Raw genomic sequence first — 23,873 nt, forward strand, 5'->3', positions numbered from 1 at the left:
AGTGGGCAACGCAACCGGCCCGGACTGGCTGGCCAGCGCCCGTACCCTTGAGGCGCTGGCCGGCCTGGACCGGCGGATGCGGGAGGCCGTCGCCGCGTCGGACCCGGCCTTGTGGGCGATGGCGACGGCACTGCAACGCCGTGGCGGCAAGCGGATCCGTCCCGCGCTGCTGCTGGTCGCGGCTGAATTCGGCACCGTCCGTCCGGCACACCTGCTCGACGTCGCCGCGGCGTTGGAGTTGCTGCACCTCGCCTCGCTCTACCACGACGACGTGATGGACCGGGCCGTCACCCGGAGGCACGGCCCCAGCGTCAACGCCGAATGGGGCGAGCCGGCGGCCGTGGTGGCCGGGACCTTCCTGGTCGCCCGGGCGATCGCCCTGCTCGCCGCCTTCGACGACCGGTACGGCCGGGAGGCGGCCGCCGCGCTTGTCGCGCTCTGCACGGGCCAGCTCCGTGAGACGGAGAACGCGTTCTACACCGGACTGACCGAGGCCGAGCACCTGGAGATCATCGCCGGCAAGACGGCGACCCTGTTCGAGTTGCCCTGCCGGTTGGGCGCGCTGCTCGCCGGGGCACCGCCGGCGACCGTGGAGGCGCTCGCCGGGTACGGCCACGACCTCGGAGTCGCCTTCCAGCTCACCGACGACGCGCTCGATGTGCGCGGCAGCTACGCGGCACTCGGCAAGCGGCCGCTGACGGACGTACGGGAAGGGGTCTACACCATGTCGGTGCTGCGGTTGCTGGCCCGCGACACACCGGCGGCCGGGCGGGTGCGCGACCTCCTGGAGGTACGCGAACCCACTCCGGCGGAGCTGGCCGAGGTGGCCGACCTGGTGGTCGCCTCGGGTGCGGTGGACGAGGTCCTCGCCGAGGCCCGGAGCAGGGCCGCGCAGGCCGCCCGGCGCCTGGACGCGCTGCCGCCAGGCCCGGCCCGGGACTCGCTGGTCCGACTCGCCGACTACGCCGTCAGCCGGGCGGGCTGAGATGGTCACGCCGACCCCGACGATGGTTCCGGACCGGCTCGACGGCTTCGACGCGATCGTGGTGGGCGCCGGCCCCGGCGGTGCGGCCGCGGCGTACCGGCTGGCGGTGTTGGGCCGCCGGGTCCTGTTGATCGACCGGCGCGAGTTCCCCCGCGACAAGTGCTGCGGCGACGGCCTGACCCGCAGCGCCGTGCGTCTGCTCGCCGGAATGGGAGTGCTCGACGAGCTGACGGGCGCCCAGCGGGTCGACGGGGTGCGGATCCGGATGCGCGGGCGAGGTGGGCGCGACTTCCACTACGAGGACTCCGACGGCACCGGGTACGGCATGGTGGTGCCCCGGCTGGAGCTGGACGCGGTGCTCTGCCGCCGGGCGGTACGCGCCGGGGCGGTGCTCTGGACCGGGGCACGCGCCACGCGGCTGCTCGGCGGCGCCGCCGGGGTCCACGGCGTGCAGGTCGAGTACGAGGGCCGCCGATTCGCGCTGCGTGCCCCGGCGGTGGTCGCCGCCGACGGGGCCTCCTCGCGGCTGGCTCACCAGGCCGGGTTGCGTAGTCCGGACCGGGAGTGGACCGGGTTCGCCGCCCGGGGCTACTTCACCCAGGTGGCGGACCTCGACGAGTTGCTGGAGATCCACCTACCGCTGGCGGACGTAACGGACCGACGGGTGCTGCCCTCCTACGGCTGGGTGTTCCCGGTCGGCGACGGGACGGCCAACGTCGGCGTGGGCCTCTTCGACCCGGCCCACCGGGAGAACGTCCGGTTGCTGTACGAGCGTTTCGTCGCCGAGTTGGCGGCGACCGATCACCGGTTTCGGGCGGCCCGTCCGGCCGGACCGATGACCGGTGCGCCGCTGCGGCTGGACTTCGACCCGTCCCGGTGCGGTGTGCCGGGCCTGCTGCTGGTCGGCGACGCGGCGGGGCTGGTAAGCCCGTTCACCGGCGAGGGCATCAGCTTCGCCCTGGAGTCGGGCCTGCTCGCCGCCGACCGGATCGACACGGCGCTCCGTCGCGCCGGAGCAGGACCGGTGGATCCAGCTCCGTACGCCCGGCAGTTGGCCGCCCGGCAGTCCGGCTATTTCGAGACCGGTCGGTACTCGGTGCGCCGGTACCTGCTCGCCTGGCGGGTGCTCGACGCCACGTTCGACGACGACCGCCCACTCTTCGCCCTCTGCCGCCGGCTGGCGCTCTTCCCGGACGGGGCGCGGGCCGGTGTCCTGCTGGACCCGCTGCCCCGGCCGGCTCCGGAACTCGCCCGCGACCTGCGGCGCGATCTCCTGGCGGTGGGCGAACTGCTGGCCGGCTGTGTTCGGGAGGACTGGCCGATGTTCGTCCGGCTCGGCGGGGTGGACGAGGATCTGTCGACCCTCTCGCTGCGTCCGGCGGTGCTGCTGCTGGTCGCCGCAGCGGTCGGGGGCCGTGAACACTCGCTACGGCACGCCCTCGCCGCGGCGGTGGACCTGGGTCTGCTCGCCGGGTTGGCGGTGGACAGCGCCCGGGAGGAGACCCGGTCGGCCGGGCCCCGACCGACGCCGTGGGGCAACCGGTTCGCGGTGTTGGTCGCGGACTTCCTGTTGGCCCGCGCGTACGAGTTCGCCGCGCAGGGCGGTGGCCCGGTGGTCGCCGAGTTCGCCGAGGCGTTGACCGTGGCCTGTGAGGGTCGGGCTCTGGAGTTGCGTGACGACCCGTCGTCGGCCGGTGGTCCTGTCCTGGCCGGGCGGGCCGCCATCGCGTTCGAGTTGCCGTGTCGGCTCGGCGGTCGGCTCGGAGGCGCCCGGGTGCCGGTGGTGAACGCGTTGGCCGCGTACGGTCGCGAGGTCGGTGCGGCCTACGCCCTCGGCGAGCAGCTTCGGGAGCTGGCAGGGGCGTCCCGGTGGGGCGGGTCGGCGCAGCCCGGGGCGGCTACGCGCGACGACCCTCGGGTGGCCGGGCTGCTCGGCCTGGTCGCCGAGCACGCCCAACGGGCGCGCGAGGCGCTGCGGGTGGTGCCCGCCGGCCCGGCCCGCGAGCTGCTGGCTCGGCTGGCCGCCCCCGGGCTGCCGGGCCCCGTGGACCCCGAAGGCAGGGTGATGTCGGTCACGTAGCGGCGACGGGCGGGCCCGCCTGGGGCTCCGGTGCGAGTGATCGGCGCTCCATCTGGCAGAATGGGTCGCTGGTATCCGGCGCGCGTCCGGCGCCCTCTAACCCGGGCACGTCGCTAGTCCACCGAGTAGTCTCCGGCCCAACCCCACGGGTCCGGTCGGCGCTCACCCATGCACACCGCCCGTACGGGTCGGTGAGATCGCAACAGGAGCGAAACAACTGTGGCCGTAAAGATCCGGCTCCTGCGGATGGGCAAGATCCGCAACCCGCAGTACCGCATCGTCGTCGCCGACTCGCGCACCAAGCGTGACGGCCGGGCGATCGAGTTCGTCGGTGTGTACCAGCCGAAGGAAGACCCTTCGATCATCGAGGTCAAGTCGGAGCGGGTCCAGTACTGGCTGTCCGTCGGCGCTCAGCCGAGCGAGGCGGTTCAGCGGCTGCTGGAGCTGACCGGTGACTGGCAGAAGTACAAGGGCCTGCCGGCCCCGCCGCCGCTCCTGGTCGCCCCCGAGCGGGCCGACCGCAAGGCGGCGTACGAGGCTGAGGCGAAGGCTGCCGCCGGGCTCGCCCCGGAGACCCCGGCCAAGCCGGCCAAGAAGGCCGCCAAGGCTGCCGAGGCTCCGAAGACCGAGGCTGCGGCTGAGGCGCCGAAGACCGAGGCTCCGGCCGAGGCTCCCGCCGCTGCCGACGCCGGTGAGCAGGCCTGACATGCCTCTGCGTCCGGCGTTGGAGCACCTGGTCAAGGGCATCGTCGACCACCCGGACGACGTCCGGGTGCGGATGGTCGATTCCCGTCGGGGCAAGCGGCTCGAAGTCCGCGTGCACCCCGAGGACCTCGGCACTGTGATCGGGCGGTCCGGCCGGACCGCCAAGGCGCTGCGCCAGGTGATCGGCTCCATCGGCGGGCGCGGGGTACGCGTCGACATCGTCGACTCGTACTGATGCAGCTCGTCGTCGGCAGGATCGGCAAGCCGCACGGTGTCCGCGGTGAGGTCACCGTGGAAGTGCGGACCGACGAGCCCGAAGCACGGTTCGCCCCCGGCACAGTGCTGCGCACTGAGCCGGGGGCGACACCCCCTCCTGCGGACGGACCCGGGGTGCTGTTCCGGGTTCCGGCGGAGCTGACCATCGAGGAAGCCCGCTTCCACCAGGGTCGGATGCTTGTCGCTTTCGAGGGCATCCTGGACCGCGATGGCGCCGAGGCGCTGCGCGGGACGCTGCTCGTGGTGGACAGCACCGACGTGGCCCCGCCGGACGATCCGGAGGAGTTCCACGACCACCAGTTGGTCGGGTTGGCCGTGGTGACCCCGGCCGGCGAACGGCTGGGCGAGGTCGCTCGGATCGACCACGCACCCTCCTCCGACCTGCTGGTGCTGCGACGCCCCGAGGGGCGTACCGCGTTGATCCCGTTCGTCCGGGCGATCGTTCCGGAGGTCGACCTCGCCGGTGGACGGGTGATCGTCGACCCGCCGGCCGGACTGCTCGATCTTTAGGACCACCCCCATGCGCGTCGACGTCGTGTCGATCTTTCCGGAGTACTTCGCCCCGCTGGACCTGTCGCTGATCGGGCGGGCGCGGGCCAACGGCGTACTCCAGCTTGCCGTGCACGACCTGCGGACCTGGACCCACGACGTGCACCGCACGGTCGACGACACCCCCTACGGCGGTGGGCCGGGGATGGTGATGCGCCCGGAGCCGTGGGGGGAGGCGCTGGACGCCCTCGCGCCGGCCGAGGCCCCGCCGCCCCGGCTGCTGGTGCCGTCGCCGGCCGGTGTGCCGTTCACGCAGGCCATGGCGTACGAGTTGGCCGCCGAGTCGCATCTGCTCTTCGCCTGCGGCCGTTACGAGGGAATCGACCAACGCGTGTTGGCGCACGCCGCCACCCGGATGCCGGTCACCGAGGTCTCGCTCGGTGACTACGTGCTCTTCGGCGGCGAGGTCGCGGTCCTGGTGATGCTGGAGGCGGTCACCCGGCTGCTGCCGGGGGTGCTGGGCAACGCGGGCTCGTTGGACGAGGAGTCGCACGCCCACGGGCTGCTGGAGGCCCCGATCTACACCAAGCCGCCGAGCTGGCGCGGGCACGACGTGCCGGAGGTGCTCCGCTCCGGCGACCACGGCAAGATCGCCCGCTGGCGGCGCGAGGAGGGTCTGCTGCGGACCGCCGCCCGGCGCCCCGACCTGCTCGCCGCGCTGCCCGCCGATCGGCTCGACAAACGGGACATCGCGGCACTGGACCGGGCCGGATTTCAGTCGTCACCGGGGGATGTGGCAAAGTAGGGGGGTTGCCGCATCCGCCCGCGCCCGTGGGCGGCTGCGAGGATCCCCGACCGGGGTCGGCTCGCCGACCACCACCCGGGGATCAGAATCACCCACCCGCGCACCGAGTGACGGTGCGCCGTGAGCCTTACGAGGACGCAGCGATGAACATCCTGGACGCCCTTGACGCCCAGTCGAAGCGGACCGACCTTCCCGACTTCCGGGCCGGTGACACCGTCAAGGTGCACGCCCGCGTCGTCGAGGGCAACCGGTCCCGTGTCCAGATCTTCCAGGGCGTCGTGATCCGCCGCCAGGGTGACGGTCTGCGCGAGACCTTCTCGGTCCGCAAGGTCAGCTTCGGTGTCGGCGTCGAGCGGACCTACCCGCTCAACGGCCCGGGCATCGACCGGATCGAGATCGTGACCCGCGGTGACGTGCGTCGCGCCAAGCTGTACTACCTGCGCGAGCTCCGCGGCAAGAAGGCCAAGATCAAGGAGAAGCGGGAGAAGCTGCCCAGCTGACCCCCCGCTCGCCACGCCGCCTGACCTGCGCGTATGCCGTGACGACCAGACCGCACTACCCTGGTCGTCACGGGCGCAGCAAAGCGGCGGGCCCGCCCACGTGGCGGGCAGCCGTCCACTACCGCCCGTGGAGCCTCGACGAGGCTCCCGGGCGGTGGTGTTTCTGTGGACCGGGGAGTGCGCGTGCAGACGCTTGACGAGGACGGCACCGTAGATCCGTGGCGCCGGCGGGCCCGCCGCAGCCGGCGGCAGATGCCCCTCTGGCAGGAGCTTCCGCTGCTGCTGGTCGTCGCGTTCTGCCTCGCGGTGCTGATCCGCACCTTCCTGCTGCAGGCGTTCTTCATCCCGTCCGGCTCGATGGAGGACACGCTCCTCATCGGGGACCGGGTGCTGGTCAACAAGGTCGTCTACGACGTCCGTGACCCGGTACGCGGCGAGGTGGTGGTCTTCCGGGGCACCGACCGCTGGGCGCCGCAGGTCGACGAGCAGCCCGAGCCGGGCTTCGCCGGCAAGCTGACCCGGACCGTCGGCGACCTGGTTGGGGTGAGTCGCCCCGGTGAGAAGGACTTCATCAAGCGGGTGATCGGCCTACCCGGCGACCGGGTCAAGTGCTGCGACAGCCAGGGTCGGGTGACCGTCAACGGCACGCCGCTCAACGAGCCGTACGTCCTGCGGGACTCTCCACTGGACCTGCCGCCCAACCCGTCGGAGTGCCGCTCCCGGCGCTTCGACGAGGTCGTCGTACCGCCCGGTCAGATCTTCGTGATGGGCGACCACCGCGAGGTCTCCCAGGACGCCCGCTGCCAGGGCCCGGTGCCGATCGACAACGTGGTCGGCCGGGCCTTCATGGTGGTCTGGCCCTCGTCGCGGTGGAGTTCGCTGTCGGTGCCGTCGACGTTCGACGACGTGTCCGGGCCGGGCGCGGCATCCTCGGGCGCGCCCCCGGTGCGACCGACCCCACAGGGCGGTGTGCTGCTGATTCTCCCGTTGGCTGCCGCCCTACGGGGTTCCCGCGCGTTCCGGACGATGACGTCCAGTTCGGCAACGTAGGCTCCTTGGCGTGATTGACGAGCAGACCGACAAGCCGCGCAGCTCCTTCTGGAAGGAGCTGCCGATCCTGCTGGGTGTGGCGATCCTGGTCGCGGTGCTGGTCCGCGCCTTCGTGCTGCAGACCTTCTTCATCCCCTCCCCGTCCATGGAGAACACTCTCAAGATCGATGACCGGGTGCTGGTCAACAAGCTGGTCTACGACTTCCGATCGCCGCACCGCGGTGAGGTGATCGTCTTCAAGGCTCCGATCGAGTGGAGCGGCAACCCCAAGGGTGAGGACTTCATCAAGCGGGTGATCGGCATCCCCGGTGACCACGTGGTCTGCTGCGACCCGCAGGAACGGCTGATGATCAACGGCAAGTCGCTGGACGAGCCGTACATCTTCTCGATGGACGGGATCCGCGACAAGGCGGCCGACCAGGAGTTCGACATCACCGTGCCGAAGGGCCGGCTGTGGGTGATGGGTGACCACCGCTCCGCCTCGGGTGACTCACTGGAGCACTGGCAGCAGTCCGGGCAGAACATCACCGAGGCCACGATCCCCGAGGACGAAGTGGTCGGGCGGGCATTCACCGTCTTCTGGCCGGTCAGTCGGGCCACCTGGCTGACGGTGCCCGACGAGTTCGACGGCATTCCCAAGCCGTAGACCGACGGGGCGTGGGCGATCCGCCATCGGTCTGGCAGGCTGGGGCGGTGACCGTCTACACCCCTCGACGCGCCGCCCGCGTGCTGCTCGTCGACGCGGCCAGCCAGGTCCTGCTGTTCGAGGGCTTCGACCCGGCCCGGCCAGGGCACCGCTACTGGTTCACCCCGGGCGGCGGGCTCGACCCGGGGGAGTCCTCGGCGGCGGGCGCGGCCCGAGAGTTGGCCGAGGAGACCGGGCTGCGGCTCGACCCGGCCGAGCTGGGTGAGCCGGTCTGGTCCGACACGACCGAGTTCTCGTTCGACGGCACGTGGTACCGCCAGGAGCAGGACTTCTTCCTCCTTCGAGTGCAGTCCTGGCAGGTGGACACGGCAGGTTTCGACGACATCGAGCAGCGCAGCATCGCCGGCCACCGCTGGTGGCTCCCCGACGAGCTGGCGGCCAGCGGGGAGCGGTTCTACCCCGCTGGGCTGCCCGCCCTGCTGAACCGGTTGGGGCAGGCGACCGCCGCCGACCTGGACGAGTCGTCGTGCTGACCCCGCCGCGTACCGTCGTGCGCCGGGAGGCCGGGCTGTACGCCCTGGAACGGGCGCTGCAGCGGCGCGGCTTCCGGCACGTCGCCGGCGCCGACGAGGCGGGCCGGGGCGCCTGCGCCGGTCCCCTGGTCGCCGCCGCCGCGGTGCTGCCCGAAGGTCGGCGCGGCGAGATCGAAGGGCTGGCCGACTCGAAGTTGCTCACCCCTGCCAGCCGCGAACGGGTGTACGCGGAGGTCGTGGACCGTGCACTCGCGTACGCCGTGGTGGTCATCCCCGCCGAGGAGGTCGACGCCCGCGGGCTGCACGTGTGCAACCTGGCCGCGATGCGCCGGGCGCTCGCCTCGCTCACCACGCGGCCGGAGTACGTGCTGACCGACGGCTTCGGCGTGGACGGCCTGGGGGTGCCGGGGCTGGCGGTGTGGAAGGGCGACCGGGTGGCCGCGTGCGTCGCTGCAGCCAGCGTGCTGGCCAAGGTCACCCGAGACCGGATCATGGTGGAGATGGACGAGGTGTTCCCGGCGTACGGCTTCGCCGAGCACAAGGGCTACATCACTCCGGAGCACTCCGCGGCGCTGCGCGAGCACGGGCCGTGCCGGGAGCACCGGTTCTCGTACGTCAATGTCGCCGCGGTCTCCGGCCGCGACGGTCGGCCGCCGCGGGCCCGACGGCCCGGCGGTTACGGCCCGGAAGAGCCGATGGAGCGCTCCGGGGCGTCAGGGGGTACCGTCGGCGTGGCGTTGGGCGAGCAGCCTCGGCCTCAGACGCCGGTGGGGGAAGATGTGGCCATGGAAGGCGGAGTGCGATGAGCGCGGAAGATCTCGAGAAGTACGAGACCGAGATGGAGCTGCAGCTCTACCGGGAGTACCGCGACATTGTCCGCCAATTCTCGTACGTGGTGGAGACTGAGCGTCGGTTCTACCTGGCCAACCAGGTCGACCTGCACGTGCGCAACTCCGACGGCGAGGTCTACTTCGAGGTCGAGATGCACGACGCCTGGGTGTGGGACATGTACCGTCCGGCCCGCTTCGTGAAGAACGTCCGGGTGATGACCTTCAAGGACGTCAACGTCGAGGAGCTCGAGAAGCCGGACATCTCGCTCCCGGCCGACTCCGGCTTCGGCGGCTGATCGCACCCGTGCCGCCCGGCCGCGCCACGGGCCCCCCACCCGTGGCGTAGCACCTGCCGCTGGTCACTCGGCCGGCACCACGACCTCGACCCGCTGCACCAGGTTGTTGGCGAAGCCGCCACGGTTCCACGGTTGCTCGACCGGCTGGGTCCGCCCGGACGCGTCGGTCGCCCGCGCGCCGAGCACGTACCGACCGGGCGTCGCGACCCACTCGTGTCGCCAGCGCCGCCAGGCGAAGTCCCCGCCGCCCGCCGGGTCCAGTTCGGCCGGGGTCCAGCTCTCCCCGCCGTCGGTGGTCACCTCCACGGCGACCACCGGCGCGTGCCCCGACCAGGCCCGACCATCCAGGGTGCACGGCCCGGGCCGCACCACCCGGCGACGGGACATGAAGTCCGGAAAACCGGGCGGTCGGACCAACGCCCGCGGCTCGATCCGGGTGACCGGCACGCCCGGGTCGTCGGCGTCACGGCGCACCCGGTAGGCCACCGCGTTCTGGTAGCCCTCGAAGGGTTCGGTCCGGACCTCGATGGAGTGGACCCACTTGACGTGCGCCATGCCATACCAGCCCGGCACGATCAGTCGCAGTGGCGCGCCGTGCTGCGGCAGCAGGGGAGCACCGTTCATCTCGTACGCCAGCAGCACCTCCTCGCGCAGCGCGTCGGCGACCGGCAGCGCCCGCTGGTAGTCCTGCTCGATCCCGCGCTCGACCCCGTGATCCGCGCCGGTGAAGACCACGTCCACCGCGTCCGGCCCGAGGCCCGCCTCCCGCAGCAACGGCGCCAGCGGGGTGCCGGTCCACTCGGCGTTCCCGACGGCCTCGACCAGCCAGGGCTGGCTCACCGGCCGGGGGTGCAGCAGGGCTCGACCGTTGCCCGCGCACTCCAGGGTCACCTGATGGGTGACCCGGGGCCGCTCGCGCAGCTCGGCAAGAGTGACCGTCAGCGGCCGGTTCACCGCGCCGCCGATGGTCAGCGTGTGCGTCGCCGCGTCGACCTCTGGGATGTCGTAGTGGATCAGCAGGTAGTGCAGCCCGGCGGGAGTGACGTCGTAGCGCAGCGCCTCCAACGGGATGCCGTGGTTGCGGGCGGCGAGCTGCAACTCCTCGGCGCTGATCGCCTCGTCCGGCTCCGCGAGCCGGGACGGCTCGCTCACGTCGGCCACCGTCGGCCCGTTGGGGGGCGACGTCCGGTCGTCGAGCGTGGTCATGCGGGCCTCCCCGGTCCAAACGGCGGCACCCGCCGTACGCGGCCCAGCCTAGGCCCTCCGCGCCGGCCCGAACACGGCCCGGGCAGCATCCTCGGTCCCCGGGCATAGCAGATCATCGGCGCTTCTGGTGGTCGTCCACAGCGCCGCCGGTTGTCCACAGCCGGGTCGGCCGGGCGCGCGGACGACCCGGCCTCGGCACCAGGCTGCCGTCATGAGACCGCCATCCGCCCCGCGTACCGGGTCCATCAGCCGGACCGTGCTGCTCTGCGCCGCGTTCCCCCTCGCGCTGACCGTCCTGCTCTGCGGGCTGGCGGTCCTGGTCGCGGCGGTGCCCGGCCGCCCAGCGTCGAGGGCCGTGCCGGTGGCTGTCTCGGTGCCGGTCGCCGGGCCTGCCGCGGCGGGCGTCGGGCCGGGGCGGTTCCGCTCGCCGGTCGCCGGGCCGCTTCGGCCGGTGCGCCGGTTCGACCCGCCGCCCCGGCCGTGGCTGGCCGGGCACCGGGGCGTCGACCTGGCCGCACCGCCCGGAGCGGTGATCCGCAGCGCCGGGTCCGGCATCGTGCTCTTCGCCGGCGTGGTGGCCGGCCGACCGGTGATCACCGTGGGACACGCCGACGGGCTGCGGACCACCCACGAACCGGTCCGACCATCCGTACACGCCGGCCAGCCGGTCACCGCCGGCGCGCCGCTGGGCGAGTTGCTGCCCGGGCATCCGGGCTGCCCGGCCGAAGCGTGCCTGCACTGGGGCCTGCGCCGGGGCACGGAATATCTGGACCCCCTGGCCCTGCTCGGCCTCGGCGCGGTGCGACTGCTTCCGGTCGACGGGGTCAGCGTCAGCGCTGGGCGAGCAGCGCCGGCAGCCGCACGGCCAGCCGCTCGTACTCGTCGGCGGTGTTGTAGACCTGGCCGGCGAGCCGCAGCCACCCCCGGCCGTTCCAGCACATCACCGCGACCTCGGCGGCGAGCCGTTCGCCGATCCGCGTCTGCAACGCCCGCGCCGCGTCGATGGTGGTGGCAGTCCCCGCCGGCAGCGGGATGAGGCGCAGAGACACCCCCGGCCCGCCGGGGTCGGGCAGTTGAGCGGGGGGCACCCCGAGAGCGTCCCCCACCACCCGTTGGCCGTACGCGGCGAGCGCGGCGTTGTGCGCCCGTACCCGGTCGACACCGAGACTGCGCAGCGTGAACAGCCCCGCCGGGGCGGCCAGCCAGGAGGTGTAGTCGAGAGTCGCCTGCCACTCGATCCGGGCCGGGAAGCCCGAGTCCTGCTCCCAGGAGACCACCAGCGGCTCGATCCGGTCCCGCCACCGCGGTGCCACCGCCAGCAGGGCGGTCCCGCGCGGCGCGTACGCCCACTTGTGCAGGTTGCCCACCCAGAAGTCGGCGCCGATGCTGCTCACCGTGGTGCCCAACATCCCGGGGGCGTGCGCGGCGTCCACCAGTACCGGCACGCCGTGTTCGCGCGCCACCCCGACGATGGCGGCGGTCGGGAAGAGCTTCGCGGTGGCCGAGGTGAGCTGGTCGACGACGAGCAGCCGGGTCCGTCCGGAGCGCAGGCCGGCACGGATGGTCTGCACGATCTGCTCGTCGGTGGCGGCCAACGGGATCGGCAGGACGCGGCTGACCGCCCCGGTGCGGCGGCACTCGCGCTGGATGGACAGGCTCACCGCCCCGTACCCGTGGTCGGTGCTGAGCACCTCGTCACCGGCTTGCAGGCCCAGCGACTGAAGCACCACGGCGACGCCGGTGGTGGTGTTGCCCACCAGGGCACTGCCGTCCGGGTCGGCGCCCAGGAACCCGGCGAGGTGCCGGCGGGTGTGCGCGATCCGGTCGACCAGCCCCTGGGTGAAGAAGCGCAGGGGGTTGGCCTCCATCTCGTCGCGCAGCCGCTGCTGGGCTCGCTGCACGCCGATCGGGGCCGCGCCGAACGAGCCGTGGTTGAGATGGCTGACCGCCGGATCGAGGGAGAACAGCAGGCGCGCGCCCGGGATCGGCTCAGGGGGTTGCGGGACGCTCACTTGATGATCGTAACCGCCGGGGTTCCTCGCCCTCCGGCGCTTGATCAGGCGCGCGGGTGCGCCTGCCGGTAGGCGGCACGCAGCCGCTCCGCCGAGACGTGCGTGTAGATCTGGGTGCTGGCCAGCGACGAGTGGCCCAGCAGCTCCTGCACGGCACGCAGATCCGCACCACCCTCCAACAGGTGAGTGGCGGCCGAGTGGCGCAGGCCGTGCGGGCTGGTCCGGGGTAGGCCGGCGGTCTGCGCGTACCCGCCGACGATCTGCCGCGCGGTCGTCGGGTTGAGCCGGCCGCCGCGCGCACCGAGCAGCAGCGCATCGCCCGAACGGGCGGCAACCAGCGTTGGCCGACCCTGTCGTAGCCAGTCGTCCAACGCCCTCTGCGCGGGCACCCCGTACGGCACCGACCGCTCGCGCCCACCCTTGCCGAGCACCCGGATCACCCGACGGCCGTGGTCGACGTCCCCGACGTCCAGCCCGCAGGCCTCGCTGATCCGTACCCCGGTGCCGTAGAGCAGCTCCAGCAGCACCCGGTCGCGCAGCGGCACCGCCTCGGTCGCGGGCTCTTTCGCTGCGCCCGATGCCGACCCGTCCGGTGGTGGGTCCGCGACCGGTGCCTGCCGGGCCGGCGCCTCGACCAGGGCGGCGGCCTGGTCGGCGCGCAGAACGCTGGGCAGCTCCCGGTGTGCCCGAGGGCTGGCCAGCGCGGCGCCCACGTCGGCGGGGAGCAGCCCGGCCCGGTGCGCCCATGCGCTGAACGCCCGCGCCGACGCGGCCCGCCGGGCCAACGACGTGCGGGCCGCACCGATGGTGCGCTGCCGCGCCAGCCAGCTGCGCAGCACCGACAGATCCACCTCGGCCAGGTCGACGCAGCCCATCCGCACGGCGTGGTCGAGCAGCGAGACGAGATCCGTGACGTACGCGCGGACGGTGTGCGCCGAGCGGTTACGAACCCGGGACAGGTGCTCGGCGAAATCGTCGACCGCGTCGCGCAACGCTGGCGGTAGCGCCTGGTGCATGGCCCGGGTGCTGCCCCGGCCCGGTCGGCTCATCGAGGCCGCACTGGTCGCGTCGGCGCGCTGGCCTGTCGATCGGCCCAGGCATCCCCAATGACAGCTGGCACGGCACCAGCCTACGGCCGATCGTCGTCCGTCACCGGCCACGATGATGCCGGTGTTCGTCCACCCCCGACTAGCGGCGGTTGGTCCTCTTGACCAGGAGCGCGACCAGACCGCCAACGAGTGCGATGGACGCGACGAGACAGAACAGGACGGCGATGTGCCACGGCTTGATAGCGCCCATGACCGCGCACAGTACCGGCAGTGTCGGCTGACGGGGATCCCGAGCAGCTTCCGCGGGTGATCGCGTCCGGACGACCACCCAACTGGCCTGCCGCGACGCATCCGCGTGCGGCCCTAAGCCGACGCGGACGTTTCCGCCGCTGTAGCCGGCTTACCGCGCTTCGACTTGGCGGGCGGGGCGAGGGCGTAACCGTCGTCGCGGCGCACCACCAGCGTCAACTCCTCCAGCAGGGACAGCTTGCGCAACGCCGTCCGTACGTCGACGCCAGCGCGGGCGGCGAGCCGGTCCACGCCCATCGCGCCCCGGCGGGGGAGCGCCTCCAGCAACGACCGCGCGTCGTCGTCGAGCGTGTCGGCGGGCCGCTGCGGTCCGCGTGCCAGCGGGGCCAGGTCCGTGCCGATCCGGCCCACCTCCTCAAGCACGTGCGCCACCCCGGTGACCAGCCGGGCCTTGGGGAACTCGCGGAGAAACTCGTGCGTGCCGACGGACATCGCCGAGGTCACCGGCCCGGGCACCACCATGGCCACCCGATTGGCGTAGATGGCCCGCCGAGCGGTCTGTGTCGCACCACTGCGCGCCGACGCCTCCACCACGACGGTGCCCAGGGTGCCTCCGGCGATCACGCGGTTGCGGATCAGGAACCGCGGCCGCAGTGGCTCGGCGCCGGGCGGCCACTCGCTGACCAACAGCCCGGTGTCGGCGATCCGGTCGAAGAGCCCGGCGTTGCCCATCGGGTACGGCCGGTCCAGCCCACAGGCGAGCACCGCGACGGTCAGCCCGCCCGAGTTGAGGGCACCCCGGTGGGCTGCAGCGTCGATGCCGAACGCGCCGCCGGACACGACGGTCCAGTCCCGTTCGGCCAGTCCATATCCCAGCTCGGTCGCCACGTGCTGGCCGTAGCCGGTGGCCGCCCGCGCTCCGACCACGGCCACCGAGCGCTCCAGGGCCTCGCCCAGCGGCCAGCTCCCGCGTACCCAGAAGCAGAGCGGCGGGGCGGTCTCACCGTCCACCCGGCGGGTGACGTCGGGCAGGTGCAGCGTGGACAGGCCGGCCACCCGCGCCGGCCACTCCTCGTCGTCCGGCGTGACCAGCCGGGCGCCGAGGCGGTCCGCCCGTTCCAGCGCCTCGGCCGCCACCGCCCGGGCGTCGCCGGCCGTCGACCGGGCGGCCACCGTGGTGTGCAGCCAGCCGTCCGGGCTGCCGCCGTCGAGCAGCAGGTCGAGCGTCGCCACCGGGCCGAGCCGTTCGACCAGTCGATGCACCGCGCGGGTGCCCGGCTCCGCCAGCCAGGTCAGTGCGACCCGGGCCAGCCTGTTCTCCTCGTCGGCGCTCACGTCGCCTCCCCCGTCCGTAGTTGAAGCGCTTCCCGGACGTCGTCCAGATCTGGCCGCTCCCGCCCGTCCAGATCGGCGATGGTCCAGGCCATCCGGATCACCCGGTCGAAGCCGCGTGCCGACAGCGAGCCCGAGTCGAGCCGGCCACGTAGTTCGGCGGTGACCCGGGCGGGCAGCCGCCACGGCGGTCGGCGCAGGTGCGGGCCTTCCACCTCGGCGTTGAGCCGCCGGCCGAGTCCGACCCAGCGGGTGGCCGCCGCCTGCCGGGCCGCCGCCACCCGGGCGGCGACCGTCGCCGAGGGCTCGGCCTCGCCGTCGGGTGCCATCAGCTCCGCCGCCCGCACCGGCATCAACCGCACCTGTACGTCGATCCGGTCGAGCAGCGGCCCGGAGAGCCGGCCGAGATAGCGGCGGCGGGCCAGCGCGGTGCACTCGCAGTGCGAGTCCCCGGCCGGCTTTGCACACGGGCAGGGATTGGCGGCCAGCACCAACTGGGTCCGGGCCGGGTACACGGTGCCGCCCCCGCTGCGCGTCAGCTGGATGTGGCCGTGCTCCAGCGGTTGGCGCAGCGCCTCCAACGCGCCCTTGCTGAACTCGGGGGCCTCGTCCAGGAAGAGCACGCCGCGGTGCGCCAACGACACCGCGCCGGGTCGGGCCAGCCCCGAGCCGCCGCCGACCAGCGACGGCACGGTCGCGGTGTGGTGCGGCGCCTGGAACGGTGGGCGACGCAGCAACCGGCCGCCCGGCGGCAGCAGCCCGGCGACCGAGTGCAGCGCGGTGACCTCCAGTGCCGCGTCGTCATCGAGCTCGGGCAGGATCGACGGCAGTCGCTCGGCGAGCATCGTCTTGCCGGCGCCGGGGGGACCGAGCAGCGCCACGTGGTGCCCGCCGGCGGCGGCCACCTCCAGTGCCCGCCGACCCACCTGCTGCCCGGCGACCTCGGCGAGATCCGGCCCGTCGGCGGCCGGTGCCGGGGCGGCCGTCGGCGGCTCGATCAGCGGGGTGCCGTCGCGAACGAAGGCGACCAGCCGGTGCAGCGTGTCCACCGCTCGCACCCGTACCCCGGGGATGACCGCGGCCTCGGCGGCGTTGCCGACCGGGACGATCACCCGCCCGACGCCGGCCTGGGCGGCTGCGGCGACCATCGGGAGCACGCCGCGCACCGGCCGGACCGTCCCGTCGAGCCCCAGCTCGCCGAGGACCACCACCCCCTCCAGTGGGAGCAGCGGCAGCTCACCCGAGCCGCCGAGCAGAGCTGCGGCGATGGCCAGGTCGAAGGCCGAGCCGAACTTCGGCAGAGTGGCGGGCAGCAGGTTGAGGGTGATCCGCCGATTGGGCCAGCGCTGGCCGGAGTTGACCACGGCGGCGCGGACCCGGTCGCGGGCCTCGTGCAGGGCGGTGTCCGGCAGGCCGGAGATCACCACCGCCGGTAGGCCGGCGGCCAGGTCGGCCTCCACCTCGACCAGATGACCGGTGACCCCGACCAGCCCGACGCAGAGCACCTTCGCGTAGCTCATGGCGCGTCACCGTTCCTTCGGGGTGCGCATCTCAGAACGCGCCCTTGAGGTGGTCGACCTGGGCGGGGCCGGCGTCGGGCAGCCGTACCGACAGCACGTCGAAACGCACCTCGTCGGCGGTCGTGCCGGTCTCGTCCAACCAACGCGCGGCGAGCCCCCGCAGCCGGCGGGCCTTGGACGGCACGACCGCCTCGGCCGGGGTGCCGAAGTCGTCGCCCCGGCGGGTCTTCACCTCGCAGAAGGCGAGCACGGGCCCGTCCCACGCGATGATGTCGATCTCCCCGGCCGAGCAGCGCCAGTTCCGGACGATCGGGCGCAGCCCTGCCTCGGTCAGGTGCCGGGCGGCGCACCGCTCGCCGTACGCGCCGACCGCCTGGTTCCGTTTCGTCATGGCCGGCACGGTGCTCGACGAGGCGGGCGCGCCGCGACCCCGACGGCGGCTGCCTGTGGACAACGGGTGCCTTGTGGACAGCCGCACGATCAAGCCCAACTGTGCTACGGCACCCCTGGTGCGGGCGGGCGTGGGAGCCCACGCAACGGGGTTCAGCGACTCAGCATCATGTGGTCATGGGCGGGTCGGCTCAGTCCCGGGCCGGGGTTGAAATGGCGCGGGAGCAGTCGGTCGCATACGGTGCCGGACGTGGACGGACGACGGAGCTTTCCCGAAGATCAGGAGTCGCGCTGGTATCCCGAGGAGCGGGGTCGCGGCTACGGCGAGTCGGAGTGGCGTGGCGCGGGTGAACAGCGGTACCGGGACAACGAGGTTCCCGAGCAGCGCGGTGCCGAGGAAAGTCGCTACGGCGAGGACACGAGCGCCGGTCGACGCCGCGAGCCGGACTCCGGCCGCTCCAGCGCGGTTGACCCAGGTCGCCTCGGATCGACCGAGCCGGACTCGGGCCGCTTTGGCGCGGTGGACCCGGGTCTTCTCGGCGCGTCGGAGCCGGACTCGGGCCGTTTTGGCGTGGTGAACTCCGGTCGGTTTGGATCGCCCGAGCCGGACTCCGCTCGCTTCGGGGCCGTCGACGCCCAGTCTGCTCGCTTCGGTGTGCCCGAGTCCGACTCGGGGAGGTTCGGCGCGGTCGACCCGTTGTCGGACGCGCGGTCGGAGACCGACGGTTACCGGGCCAGTCGCTCACGGCGGACGGACCGGGACCCCTCGGAGATCTCCGGTGAGCTGCCCGGTCGCCGGGCAGCGCGGGAGCCGGGCGCAGTGGCCACCCCGCTGACGGTCGGCAGCCGCGAAGCGGCCACCGGTGCGGGGACGCCGCCCAGCGACACGTCGGCTGGGGTGCTCGCCGACCAGGCGCGTCCGGCCCCGCTCGGCGGGTACCCGATCATCGAGCCGACCCGGGGCGGCGGCGAGACGCCACACCCGCTGGAGATGCCGACCGGCCCGATGCCGGGGATCGGCCCGCGCACGGACCTGCCCGCGACGGAGCCGACGGTGTACCCGCCGACGGCCGACGGTGTCTACCGGACCCGCCGGCCCGTGCTGGCCGTACTCTTCGCCGTGCTGGTGTTGATCTTCGAGATTCCCGCGATGCGCGTGTTGCTGGCCGGGGCGACCGGCGATCCGGTGGACGCCGGGAACGTGGTGGTGGGCATCGCCCTGGTCGCTGGTCTGCCGATCTTCGCAACCGGGCTGTACGGGCTACGAACCGGAGGTCTGGCGCTCACCGACGGTGGTCGGGGCTGGCTCCGCCCACCGACGGCCTACCTGACCGTCGGTCTGGTGCTCTTCGTGGCCGCCGCGCTCGCCGCCGGCTGACGCGTTCGGCCGTTTCAGGATCAACTCAATATCGGCGTTGTGGCGGTTTCGCGCCGCCCGGATACCCCAATATCGGCGATGTCGAGTCGATCACCCCCCGCTGGCCCGGAATGCCCGGCCCGATCACGCGCGTACCCCGGGGCGGCTGAACGGGTGAGGGGCGTACACTGGCCAACTGGCGACCGCCTCGCGCGGTCGACCTCGCGCGCCCTCTTCACGAATCGTCGTGGAGCGACGGCCTCCCTGGTCCCGATCTTGATCGGGTCCACCATGGGTCGGCGACCAGGCGCCAGGACGCCCGGCCACCGGCCGGGCGTGACAACCAGGGATCTTGAGGAGTACCCCAACCATGGCCGTCGTGACCATGCGCCAACTGCTGGAGAGCGGTGTCCACTTCGGGCACCAGACCCGGCGCTGGAACCCGAAGATGAAGCGCTTCATCATGACCGAGCGCAACGGCATCTACATCATCGACCTGCGCCAGACCCTCGAGTACATCGAGAAGGCGTACGAGTTCGTGCGTGGGACCGTCGCCGAGGGTGGCAGCATCCTGTTCGTCGGCACCAAGAAGCAGGCCCAGGAGGCTATCGCCGAGCAGGCGACCCGGGTCGGCCAGCCGTACGTCAACCACCGCTGGCTCGGTGGCATGCTGACCAACTTCCAGACGGTGTACAAGCGTCTCCAGCGGATGAAGGAGCTGGAGGGCCTGGGTGACCTGAGCGGCACCGCCGCCGGTTACACCAAGAAGGAGACCCTGCAGCTCTCCCGCGAGAAGATCAAGCTGACCCGCACCCTCGGTGGCCTGCGGGACATGCAGAAGCTTCCCGCCGCGGTCTGGATCGTCGACACCAAGAAGGAGCACATCGCCGTCGACGAGGCCCGCAAGCTGGGCATCCCGGTGATCGCGGTCCTGGACACCAACTGCGACCCGGACGAGGTCGACTTCCCGATCCCGGGTAACGACGACGCGATCCGTTCGGCCGAGCTGCTGACCAAGGTCGTCGCCGCCGCCGTGGCGGATGGTCTGATCGCGCGTTCCGGCCGTCGCCGGGGCAACGACGAGAAGCCCGAGGGTGTCGCGAGCGACGAGCCGCTGACCGAGTGGGAGCGCGAGCTGCTCGAGCCGAAGAAGGCCGACGAGTCGGCCACCCCGGCCGAGCAGCCGGCCGCCGCCGCCGAGCAGCCCGCCGCCCCGGAGCAGGCCACCACCGAGCAGCCGGCGACCGCTACCGCGGAGTGATCGCACCGTCGCTGCCCCGCTGTCCGTTTTTCGGACCGAGGGGCAGCGACGGTACGCCGGGCACGATCCGCCCGGATCCGGGTAACCGGCATCTCTGACCATCCACACGCCGTCTCAACATCGAAGAGAGAGCCATGTCCCAAATCACCGCCGCGGACGTCAAGAAGCTCCGCGACCTCACCGGCGCCGGCATGATGGACAGCAAGAAGGCGCTGACCGAGGCCGAGGGCGACTTCGACAAGGCCATCGAGATCCTGCGCGTCAAGGGCGCCAAGGACGTCGGCAAGCGGGCCGGCCGTACGGCCGCCAACGGCCTGGTCGCCCACTCCGGCAAGGCCCTGCTCGAGGTCAACTGCGAGACCGACTTCGTCGCCAAGACCGAGTCGTTCATCGCGCTGGCCCAGCAGCTGGTCGAGCACGGCGAGCGCGCCGGCGTGAACTCCGCCGAGGAGCTGCTCGCCACCGAGCTCGACGGCAAGGTCGTCGCGGACCTGATCCAGGAGCAGTCCGCCAAGATCGGCGAGAAGCTGGTGCTCAACCGGTTCGCCCGGGTCGAGGGCACCACCGCCGTCTACCTGCACCGCAAGGCCCAGGACCTGCCGCCGGCCGTTGGTGTGCTGGTGTCGTACACCGGCAAGACCGACGAGGCGGGCGACGCCGACGCCCGCGGTGTGGCCATGCAGATCGCCGCGATGCGGCCGAAGTACCTCTCCCGGGACGAGGTTCCGGCGGAGGTCGTCGAGTCCGAGCGGCGCATCGCCGAGCAGACCGCCCGCGAGGAGAACAAGCCCGAGGCGGCCCTGCCGAAGATCATCGAGGGTCGGGTGAACTCCTTCTTCAAGGACTACGTCCTGATCGAGCAGGCGTCCGTGGCCGACAACAAGAAGTCCGTGAAGCAGATGCTGGCCGAGGCTGGCATCGAGGTCACCCGCTTCGTGCGGTTCGAGGTCGGCCAGGCCTGAGCCGCCACCGGGTGCCGCGAGCGCCCGTGGGCAGGAGACGTCAACGAGGAGGCCGCCGGTGTACGTGACAGGCACCGCGGCCTCCTCGTCACATAGGGTCAGCAGCGGCAGGTTCGCGGTACGCGCCGCACGGGGCGTGCGCGTGGGGAAGGGCGGGGCGGATGACGCAGGTTGTGAGTGACCGAACGCTGGCGATGGACGATCCGACGGCACCGCCGCCGGGGCGCGCCCGCCGGGTGGTGCTGAAGCTCTCCGGTGAGGTGTTCGGCGGCGGCGCGATCGGCGTCGACCCGGACGTCGTCCAGGCCATCGCCCGGCAGATCGCCACCGTGGTCCGCCGCGGCGTGCAGGTCTCCGTGGTGGTCGGGGGCGGCAACTTCTTCCGCGGCGCGGAGCTGCAGAAGCGCGGGATGGACCGGGCCCGCGCCGACTACATGGGCATGCTCGGCACCGTGATGAACTGCCTCGCGCTGCAGGACTTCCTGGAGAAGGAAGGCATCGAGACCCGGGTGCAGAGCGCCATCACCATGGCCCAGGTCGCCGAGCCCTACATTCCGCTGCGGGCGATCCGGCACCTGGAGAAGGGCCGTGTGGTCATCTTCGGCGCGGGCGCGGGAATGCCGTACTTCTCCACCGACACGGTGGCCGCTCAGCGGGCTCTGGAGATCCGGGCCGACGTGGTGCTGATGAGCAAGAACGGCGTGGACGGCGTCTACACCGCCGACCCTCGGATCGACCCCACCGCCAGCAAGCTCGACTCGATCACCTTCTCCGAGGTGCTGCGCCGCAACCTGCGGGTGGCGGACGCCGCGGCGTTCAGCCTCTGCATGGAGAACGGCCTGCCGATGCTGGTCTTCGGTGCGCAGGGTGACGACACCATCATCCGCGCGGTGGGTGGCGACAAGATCGGGACCCTGATCACCGCCTGAGTCTCGCCGACGGCGATGGCAGCGGCGGTCTGACGACTTTCAGCAGAGCCCACGACGAGCACAGAAGGAGGCGAGGAGACCGGTGATCGACGACACCCTCCTCGAGGCCGAGGAAAAGATGGAGCGTGCGGTTGAGCACGCCAAGGAGGAGTTCGGCGCCATCCGCACCGGTCGCGCCAACGCCGCCATGTTCTCCAAGGTCATCATCGACTACTACGGCACGCCCACGCCGCTGACCCAGATGGCGTCCATCGCGGTCCCCGAGCCGCGGATGGCCATCATCAAGCCGTACGACAACTCGCAGATCAATGCGATGGAGAAGGCGATCCGCGACTCGGACCTCGGGGTGAACCCGAACAACGAGGGCAACCAGTTGCGCATCCTGCTCCCGCAGATGACCGAGGAGCGTCGCCGCGACATGATCAAGGTGGCCCGGCACAAGGGTGAGGAAGCCAAGGTGGCGGTCCGCAACGTCCGCCGCCGTGGCAAGGAAGAGCTGGACCGGATCGTCAAGGACGGCGAGGCCGGCGAGGACGACGGTCGCCGCGCCGAGAAGGAACTCGACGACCTGACCCAGCGCTACGTGGCCAACATCGACGACCTGGTCAAGCACAAGGAAACCGAACTGCTCGAGGTGTGATCGTCCGCCCGCTGCGCGGGTGAGGTGCTCCGAGGCCCGTCCCCCCAAGCGGGGGTCGGGCCTCGTGCCGTACGCCAGCAGGGAATCCAGCCGGTCCGGGGTGGGCCTGCGGCCGTCGCCGTGCCTCGTCCGCCATGCCGGTGCGGCGGGTGCAGTAGGCTCTGCAGGATTCCCGGCCACCGGGCGGTGAACACCGGGAATCGACCGACCGTCGGGGCGGTCAATCGGAGGAACATCGCGCGTGTAGGGGATGCTTGTGGTCTTGCGTCATGTGGTGGTTCTCGTGCCGCGTCGCGGTGCGTGATGTCCCACCCCGACCCCTACGCCAGCGAACCCCGAGGCTGGGACCGCCCCGAGCACCCGGTGGCGCTGCCCTGGCCGGACCAGGACCTGGACGCCGGCCAGTGGAACCGCCGCCCAGCGGCCGGCCCTGAGCTGTACGCGGACCCGCACACCCGGCCGCATGCCGACCCGCACCCGACGGACCCGTACGACGAGCGTGGCCGTGCGGTCCGTCCGGACGACCGGGACCGCTTCGACGACCGCGACCGGCACGATCGTTTCGGCGACCGCGACCGGTACGAGGACGACCGGAACCAGCCCGACCGGTACGACGATCGGGGCCGCGCGGGCCGCTACCTCGACCGTCCGCCCGCCGCTGGCGACGGGCCGCCCCGTTTCGACGGCCCGGACCGGAGGCGCTTCGACGAGCCGCCTCGTTTCGACGGCCCGGGGCAGCCGGACCAGGGCTTTCCTGCCCGCTTCGACGACCCGGGATATCCGACCGAGCAGCTCGCGCCCGTCCGGGCCGACCTGGCACCTGACGTGGCATCGGACGAGGTCCCGGCGCCGACCGGTCGACGGCCGAAGGGCCGACGCCGGGCCAGCGCCGACCGTCCGGCTACCCAGCAGTTGGGTAACGGGCGGGCCGGCCGCAATCTCCCGGCGGCGATCGGCGTGGGGCTCGGCCTCGGCGCGCTGATCGTGGTGCCGCTGGCGTTCTTCCCGTTGGCGTTCCTGCCGGTGATCGCCGCCGCCATCGCCATCGGCATCTGGGAGATGGCCCGGGCGGTCCGACGCAGCGGCGCTCACCCGCCACTGGTGCCGCTGCTCGCCGGTGGTGTGCTGACAGTGGGTCTGGCCTGGTTCGCCGGCCCGGACGCGCTCAGCCTGGGGCTGCTGGTCACCGTGCTGGGCACCATGATCTGGAGGCTGGGCGACGGTCCGGCCGGTTTCCAACGCGATATCACCGCGGCCACCCTGATCACCGTCTACGTGCCGTTCCTCGGCGGGTTCGCGGCGCTGCTGGCGGCGGCCCCCGACGATGGCCCGCGGCGCATCCTGGCCACGCTGATCGCGGTGGTCCTCTCCGACACCGGCGGGTACGCGGCCGGTGTCTCCTTCGGCCGTCACCCGATGGCGCCGTCGATCAGCCCGAAGAAGTCCTGGGAGGGCTTCGCCGGTTCGGTCACCGCCGCGGCCCTGGGCAGCGCGCTGCTGCTGTGGCTGATGTTCGAGGTGGCACCCTGGTGGGGCGCCCTGTTCGGCGTGGCCGTCTCCTGCGCGGCGGTCCTCGGTGACCTGGCCGAGTCGATGATCAAGCGGGATCTCGGTGTCAAGGACATGAGCAACCTGTTGCCCGGCCACGGCGGTCTGATGGACCGACTGGACTCGATCCTGTTCGCGGTGCCGACCGCCTACCTGCTGCTGGCGATCTTCGTGCCGGTGGTGGGCTGAGGCATGAATCACGGCGTTCCGGTTATCCGGCTCC

Annotated in this window: 23 protein-coding genes and 2 pseudogenes; 19 read left to right on the forward strand and 6 right to left on the reverse strand. The window is 72.5% G+C overall.

Annotated features, from left to right (window positions below; all coding sequences use genetic code 11):
* Position 1: 1 nt before the first annotated feature.
* The 12 genes from HNR20_RS20925 to HNR20_RS20980 all read left to right on the forward strand — a co-directional run bounded on the left by HNR20_RS20925 (position 2) and on the right by HNR20_RS20980 (position 9,195).
* Positions 2–985, forward strand: a complete 984-nt coding sequence (locus HNR20_RS20925; RefSeq protein ID WP_184182389.1) for a polyprenyl synthetase family protein — start codon at positions 2–4, stop codon at positions 983–985.
* A gap of 1 nt (position 986) precedes the next feature.
* Positions 987–3,065 (forward strand): geranylgeranyl reductase family protein, encoded by a 2,079-nt coding sequence (locus HNR20_RS20930; protein ID WP_184182391.1) that lies wholly within the window; start codon positions 987–989, stop codon positions 3,063–3,065.
* Positions 3,066–3,284: 219 nt separating this feature from the next.
* A complete protein-coding gene (rpsP, locus tag HNR20_RS20935; protein WP_184182393.1) occupies positions 3,285–3,770 on the forward strand; it encodes a 30S ribosomal protein S16 in 486 nt (161 codons plus the stop codon).
* Positions 3,745–4,005, forward strand: coding sequence for an RNA-binding protein (locus HNR20_RS20940; RefSeq protein WP_172862164.1), 261 nt, complete (start codon positions 3,745–3,747; stop codon positions 4,003–4,005). Before rpsP ends, HNR20_RS20940 begins: the two co-directional genes overlap by 26 nt.
* Positions 4,005–4,556 (forward strand): ribosome maturation factor RimM, encoded by a 552-nt coding sequence (rimM, locus tag HNR20_RS20945; RefSeq protein WP_184182395.1) that lies wholly within the window; start codon positions 4,005–4,007, stop codon positions 4,554–4,556. Before HNR20_RS20940 ends, rimM begins: the two co-directional genes overlap by 1 nt.
* Positions 4,557–4,566: 10 nt before the next feature.
* Positions 4,567–5,340, forward strand: coding sequence for a tRNA (guanosine(37)-N1)-methyltransferase TrmD (gene trmD / locus HNR20_RS20950; RefSeq protein ID WP_184182398.1), 774 nt, complete (start codon positions 4,567–4,569; stop codon positions 5,338–5,340).
* A gap of 143 nt (positions 5,341–5,483) precedes the next feature.
* Complete coding sequence (gene rplS / locus HNR20_RS20955) at positions 5,484–5,840, forward strand: 50S ribosomal protein L19 (protein WP_184182400.1); 357 nt, start codon at positions 5,484–5,486, stop codon at positions 5,838–5,840.
* 183 nt (positions 5,841–6,023) lie between these two features.
* Positions 6,024–6,890, forward strand: a complete 867-nt coding sequence (lepB, locus tag HNR20_RS20960; protein ID WP_184182402.1) for a signal peptidase I — start codon at positions 6,024–6,026, stop codon at positions 6,888–6,890.
* Between the two features lie 10 nt (positions 6,891–6,900).
* The gene (gene lepB / locus HNR20_RS20965) at positions 6,901–7,536 is read left to right on the forward strand and encodes a signal peptidase I (RefSeq protein ID WP_184182404.1); all 636 of its coding nucleotides are present in this window, start codon (positions 6,901–6,903) and stop codon (positions 7,534–7,536) included.
* Positions 7,537–7,583: 47 nt separating this feature from the next.
* The gene (locus HNR20_RS20970) at positions 7,584–8,069 is read left to right on the forward strand and encodes an NUDIX hydrolase (RefSeq protein WP_184182406.1); all 486 of its coding nucleotides are present in this window, start codon (positions 7,584–7,586) and stop codon (positions 8,067–8,069) included.
* Positions 8,063–8,875 (forward strand): ribonuclease HII, encoded by an 813-nt coding sequence (locus HNR20_RS20975; protein WP_184182408.1) that lies wholly within the window; start codon positions 8,063–8,065, stop codon positions 8,873–8,875. The genes HNR20_RS20970 and HNR20_RS20975 overlap by 7 nt, the downstream gene beginning before the upstream one ends.
* Positions 8,872–9,195 (forward strand): DUF2469 domain-containing protein, encoded by a 324-nt coding sequence (locus tag HNR20_RS20980; RefSeq protein ID WP_007075222.1) that lies wholly within the window; start codon positions 8,872–8,874, stop codon positions 9,193–9,195. Before HNR20_RS20975 ends, HNR20_RS20980 begins: the two co-directional genes overlap by 4 nt.
* 63 nt (positions 9,196–9,258) lie before the next feature.
* Here the strand turns inward: HNR20_RS20980 and HNR20_RS20985 are convergent, their stop codons facing one another.
* Positions 9,259–10,401: a sulfite oxidase gene (locus HNR20_RS20985; RefSeq protein WP_184182409.1), complete on the reverse strand. Its 1,143-nt coding sequence runs from the start codon at positions 10,399–10,401 to the stop codon at positions 9,259–9,261.
* A gap of 211 nt (positions 10,402–10,612) precedes the next feature.
* Between HNR20_RS20985 and HNR20_RS20990 the strand changes: the two are divergent.
* A pseudogene (locus HNR20_RS20990) lies at positions 10,613–11,224 on the forward strand (murein hydrolase activator EnvC family protein); the annotation flags it as partial.
* A gap of 7 nt (positions 11,225–11,231) precedes the next feature.
* Here the strand turns inward: HNR20_RS20990 and HNR20_RS20995 are convergent.
* The 5 genes from HNR20_RS20995 to HNR20_RS21015 all read right to left on the reverse strand — a co-directional run bounded on the left by HNR20_RS20995 (position 11,232) and on the right by HNR20_RS21015 (position 16,954).
* Positions 11,232–12,413 carry an aminotransferase class V-fold PLP-dependent enzyme gene (locus tag HNR20_RS20995; protein ID WP_184182411.1) on the reverse strand — a complete coding sequence of 394 codons (1,182 nt, stop codon included), beginning with the start codon at positions 12,411–12,413 and terminating at the stop codon, positions 11,232–11,234.
* 44 nt (positions 12,414–12,457) lie between these two features.
* Positions 12,458–13,462 carry a tyrosine recombinase XerC gene (locus HNR20_RS21000; RefSeq protein WP_184182413.1) on the reverse strand — a complete coding sequence of 335 codons (1,005 nt, stop codon included), beginning with the start codon at positions 13,460–13,462 and terminating at the stop codon, positions 12,458–12,460.
* A gap of 363 nt (positions 13,463–13,825) precedes the next feature.
* The gene (locus HNR20_RS21005) at positions 13,826–15,046 is read right to left on the reverse strand and encodes a DNA-processing protein DprA (protein ID WP_184182416.1); all 1,221 of its coding nucleotides are present in this window, start codon (positions 15,044–15,046) and stop codon (positions 13,826–13,828) included.
* Entirely contained in the window at positions 15,043–16,563 is a 1,521-nt protein-coding gene (locus tag HNR20_RS21010) for a YifB family Mg chelatase-like AAA ATPase (protein WP_184182418.1), read from the reverse strand. Before HNR20_RS21010 ends, HNR20_RS21005 begins: the two co-directional genes overlap by 4 nt.
* Positions 16,564–16,594: 31 nt before the next feature.
* A complete protein-coding gene (locus HNR20_RS21015) occupies positions 16,595–16,954 on the reverse strand; it encodes a YraN family protein (RefSeq protein WP_184182420.1) in 360 nt (119 codons plus the stop codon).
* Between the two features lie 212 nt (positions 16,955–17,166).
* Between HNR20_RS21015 and HNR20_RS21020 the strand changes: the two are divergent.
* The 6 genes and pseudogenes from HNR20_RS21020 (at position 17,167) to HNR20_RS21045 (ending at position 23,839) form a co-directional block, all read left to right on the forward strand.
* Positions 17,167–18,331 (forward strand): annotated as a pseudogene (locus HNR20_RS21020) (hypothetical protein).
* 349 nt (positions 18,332–18,680) lie between these two features.
* Positions 18,681–19,571, forward strand: a complete 891-nt coding sequence (gene rpsB, locus HNR20_RS21025; RefSeq protein WP_184182424.1) for a 30S ribosomal protein S2 — start codon at positions 18,681–18,683, stop codon at positions 19,569–19,571.
* Between the two features lie 134 nt (positions 19,572–19,705).
* Positions 19,706–20,533 carry a translation elongation factor Ts gene (gene tsf / locus HNR20_RS21030; protein WP_184182427.1) on the forward strand — a complete coding sequence of 276 codons (828 nt, stop codon included), beginning with the start codon at positions 19,706–19,708 and terminating at the stop codon, positions 20,531–20,533.
* A 161-nt stretch (positions 20,534–20,694) separates the two neighbouring features.
* The gene (gene pyrH / locus HNR20_RS21035) at positions 20,695–21,462 is read left to right on the forward strand and encodes a UMP kinase (protein ID WP_110562390.1); all 768 of its coding nucleotides are present in this window, start codon (positions 20,695–20,697) and stop codon (positions 21,460–21,462) included.
* Positions 21,463–21,544: 82 nt separating this feature from the next.
* The gene (frr, locus tag HNR20_RS21040) at positions 21,545–22,102 is read left to right on the forward strand and encodes a ribosome recycling factor (RefSeq protein ID WP_184182429.1); all 558 of its coding nucleotides are present in this window, start codon (positions 21,545–21,547) and stop codon (positions 22,100–22,102) included.
* A 303-nt stretch (positions 22,103–22,405) separates the two neighbouring features.
* Positions 22,406–23,839 carry a phosphatidate cytidylyltransferase gene (locus tag HNR20_RS21045; RefSeq protein ID WP_184182431.1) on the forward strand — a complete coding sequence of 478 codons (1,434 nt, stop codon included), beginning with the start codon at positions 22,406–22,408 and terminating at the stop codon, positions 23,837–23,839.
* The last annotated feature ends 34 nt before the right edge of the window (positions 23,840–23,873 follow it).

Source organism: Micromonospora parathelypteridis (assembly GCF_014201145.1).
In the GTDB taxonomy this organism is placed as follows: domain Bacteria; phylum Actinomycetota; class Actinomycetes; order Mycobacteriales; family Micromonosporaceae; genus Micromonospora; species Micromonospora parathelypteridis.

What these genes read in the sequence shown, in the direction of transcription:
- rpsB (WP_184182424.1), top strand. Translation starts at nt 18,681, where the DNA reads ATGGCCGTCGTGACCATGCGCCAACTGCTGGAGAGCGGTGTCCACTTC.
- HNR20_RS20985 (WP_184182409.1), bottom strand. Translation starts at nt 10,401, where the DNA reads ATGACCACGCTCGACGACCGGACGTCGCCCCCCAACGGGCCGACGGTG.
- HNR20_RS21010 (WP_184182418.1), bottom strand. Translation starts at nt 16,563, where the DNA reads ATGAGCTACGCGAAGGTGCTCTGCGTCGGGCTGGTCGGGGTCACCGGT.
- HNR20_RS20930 (WP_184182391.1), top strand. Translation starts at nt 987, where the DNA reads ATGGTCACGCCGACCCCGACGATGGTTCCGGACCGGCTCGACGGCTTC.
- HNR20_RS21045 (WP_184182431.1), top strand. Translation starts at nt 22,406, where the DNA reads ATGTCCCACCCCGACCCCTACGCCAGCGAACCCCGAGGCTGGGACCGC.
- HNR20_RS21015 (WP_184182420.1), bottom strand. Translation starts at nt 16,954, where the DNA reads ATGACGAAACGGAACCAGGCGGTCGGCGCGTACGGCGAGCGGTGCGCC.
- HNR20_RS20980 (WP_007075222.1), top strand. Translation starts at nt 8,872, where the DNA reads ATGAGCGCGGAAGATCTCGAGAAGTACGAGACCGAGATGGAGCTGCAG.
- trmD (WP_184182398.1), top strand. Translation starts at nt 4,567, where the DNA reads ATGCGCGTCGACGTCGTGTCGATCTTTCCGGAGTACTTCGCCCCGCTG.
- tsf (WP_184182427.1), top strand. Translation starts at nt 19,706, where the DNA reads ATGTCCCAAATCACCGCCGCGGACGTCAAGAAGCTCCGCGACCTCACC.
- rplS (WP_184182400.1), top strand. Translation starts at nt 5,484, where the DNA reads ATGAACATCCTGGACGCCCTTGACGCCCAGTCGAAGCGGACCGACCTT.
- HNR20_RS21000 (WP_184182413.1), bottom strand. Translation starts at nt 13,462, where the DNA reads ATGAGCCGACCGGGCCGGGGCAGCACCCGGGCCATGCACCAGGCGCTA.
- pyrH (WP_110562390.1), top strand. Translation starts at nt 20,695, where the DNA reads ATGACGCAGGTTGTGAGTGACCGAACGCTGGCGATGGACGATCCGACG.
- rimM (WP_184182395.1), top strand. Translation starts at nt 4,005, where the DNA reads ATGCAGCTCGTCGTCGGCAGGATCGGCAAGCCGCACGGTGTCCGCGGT.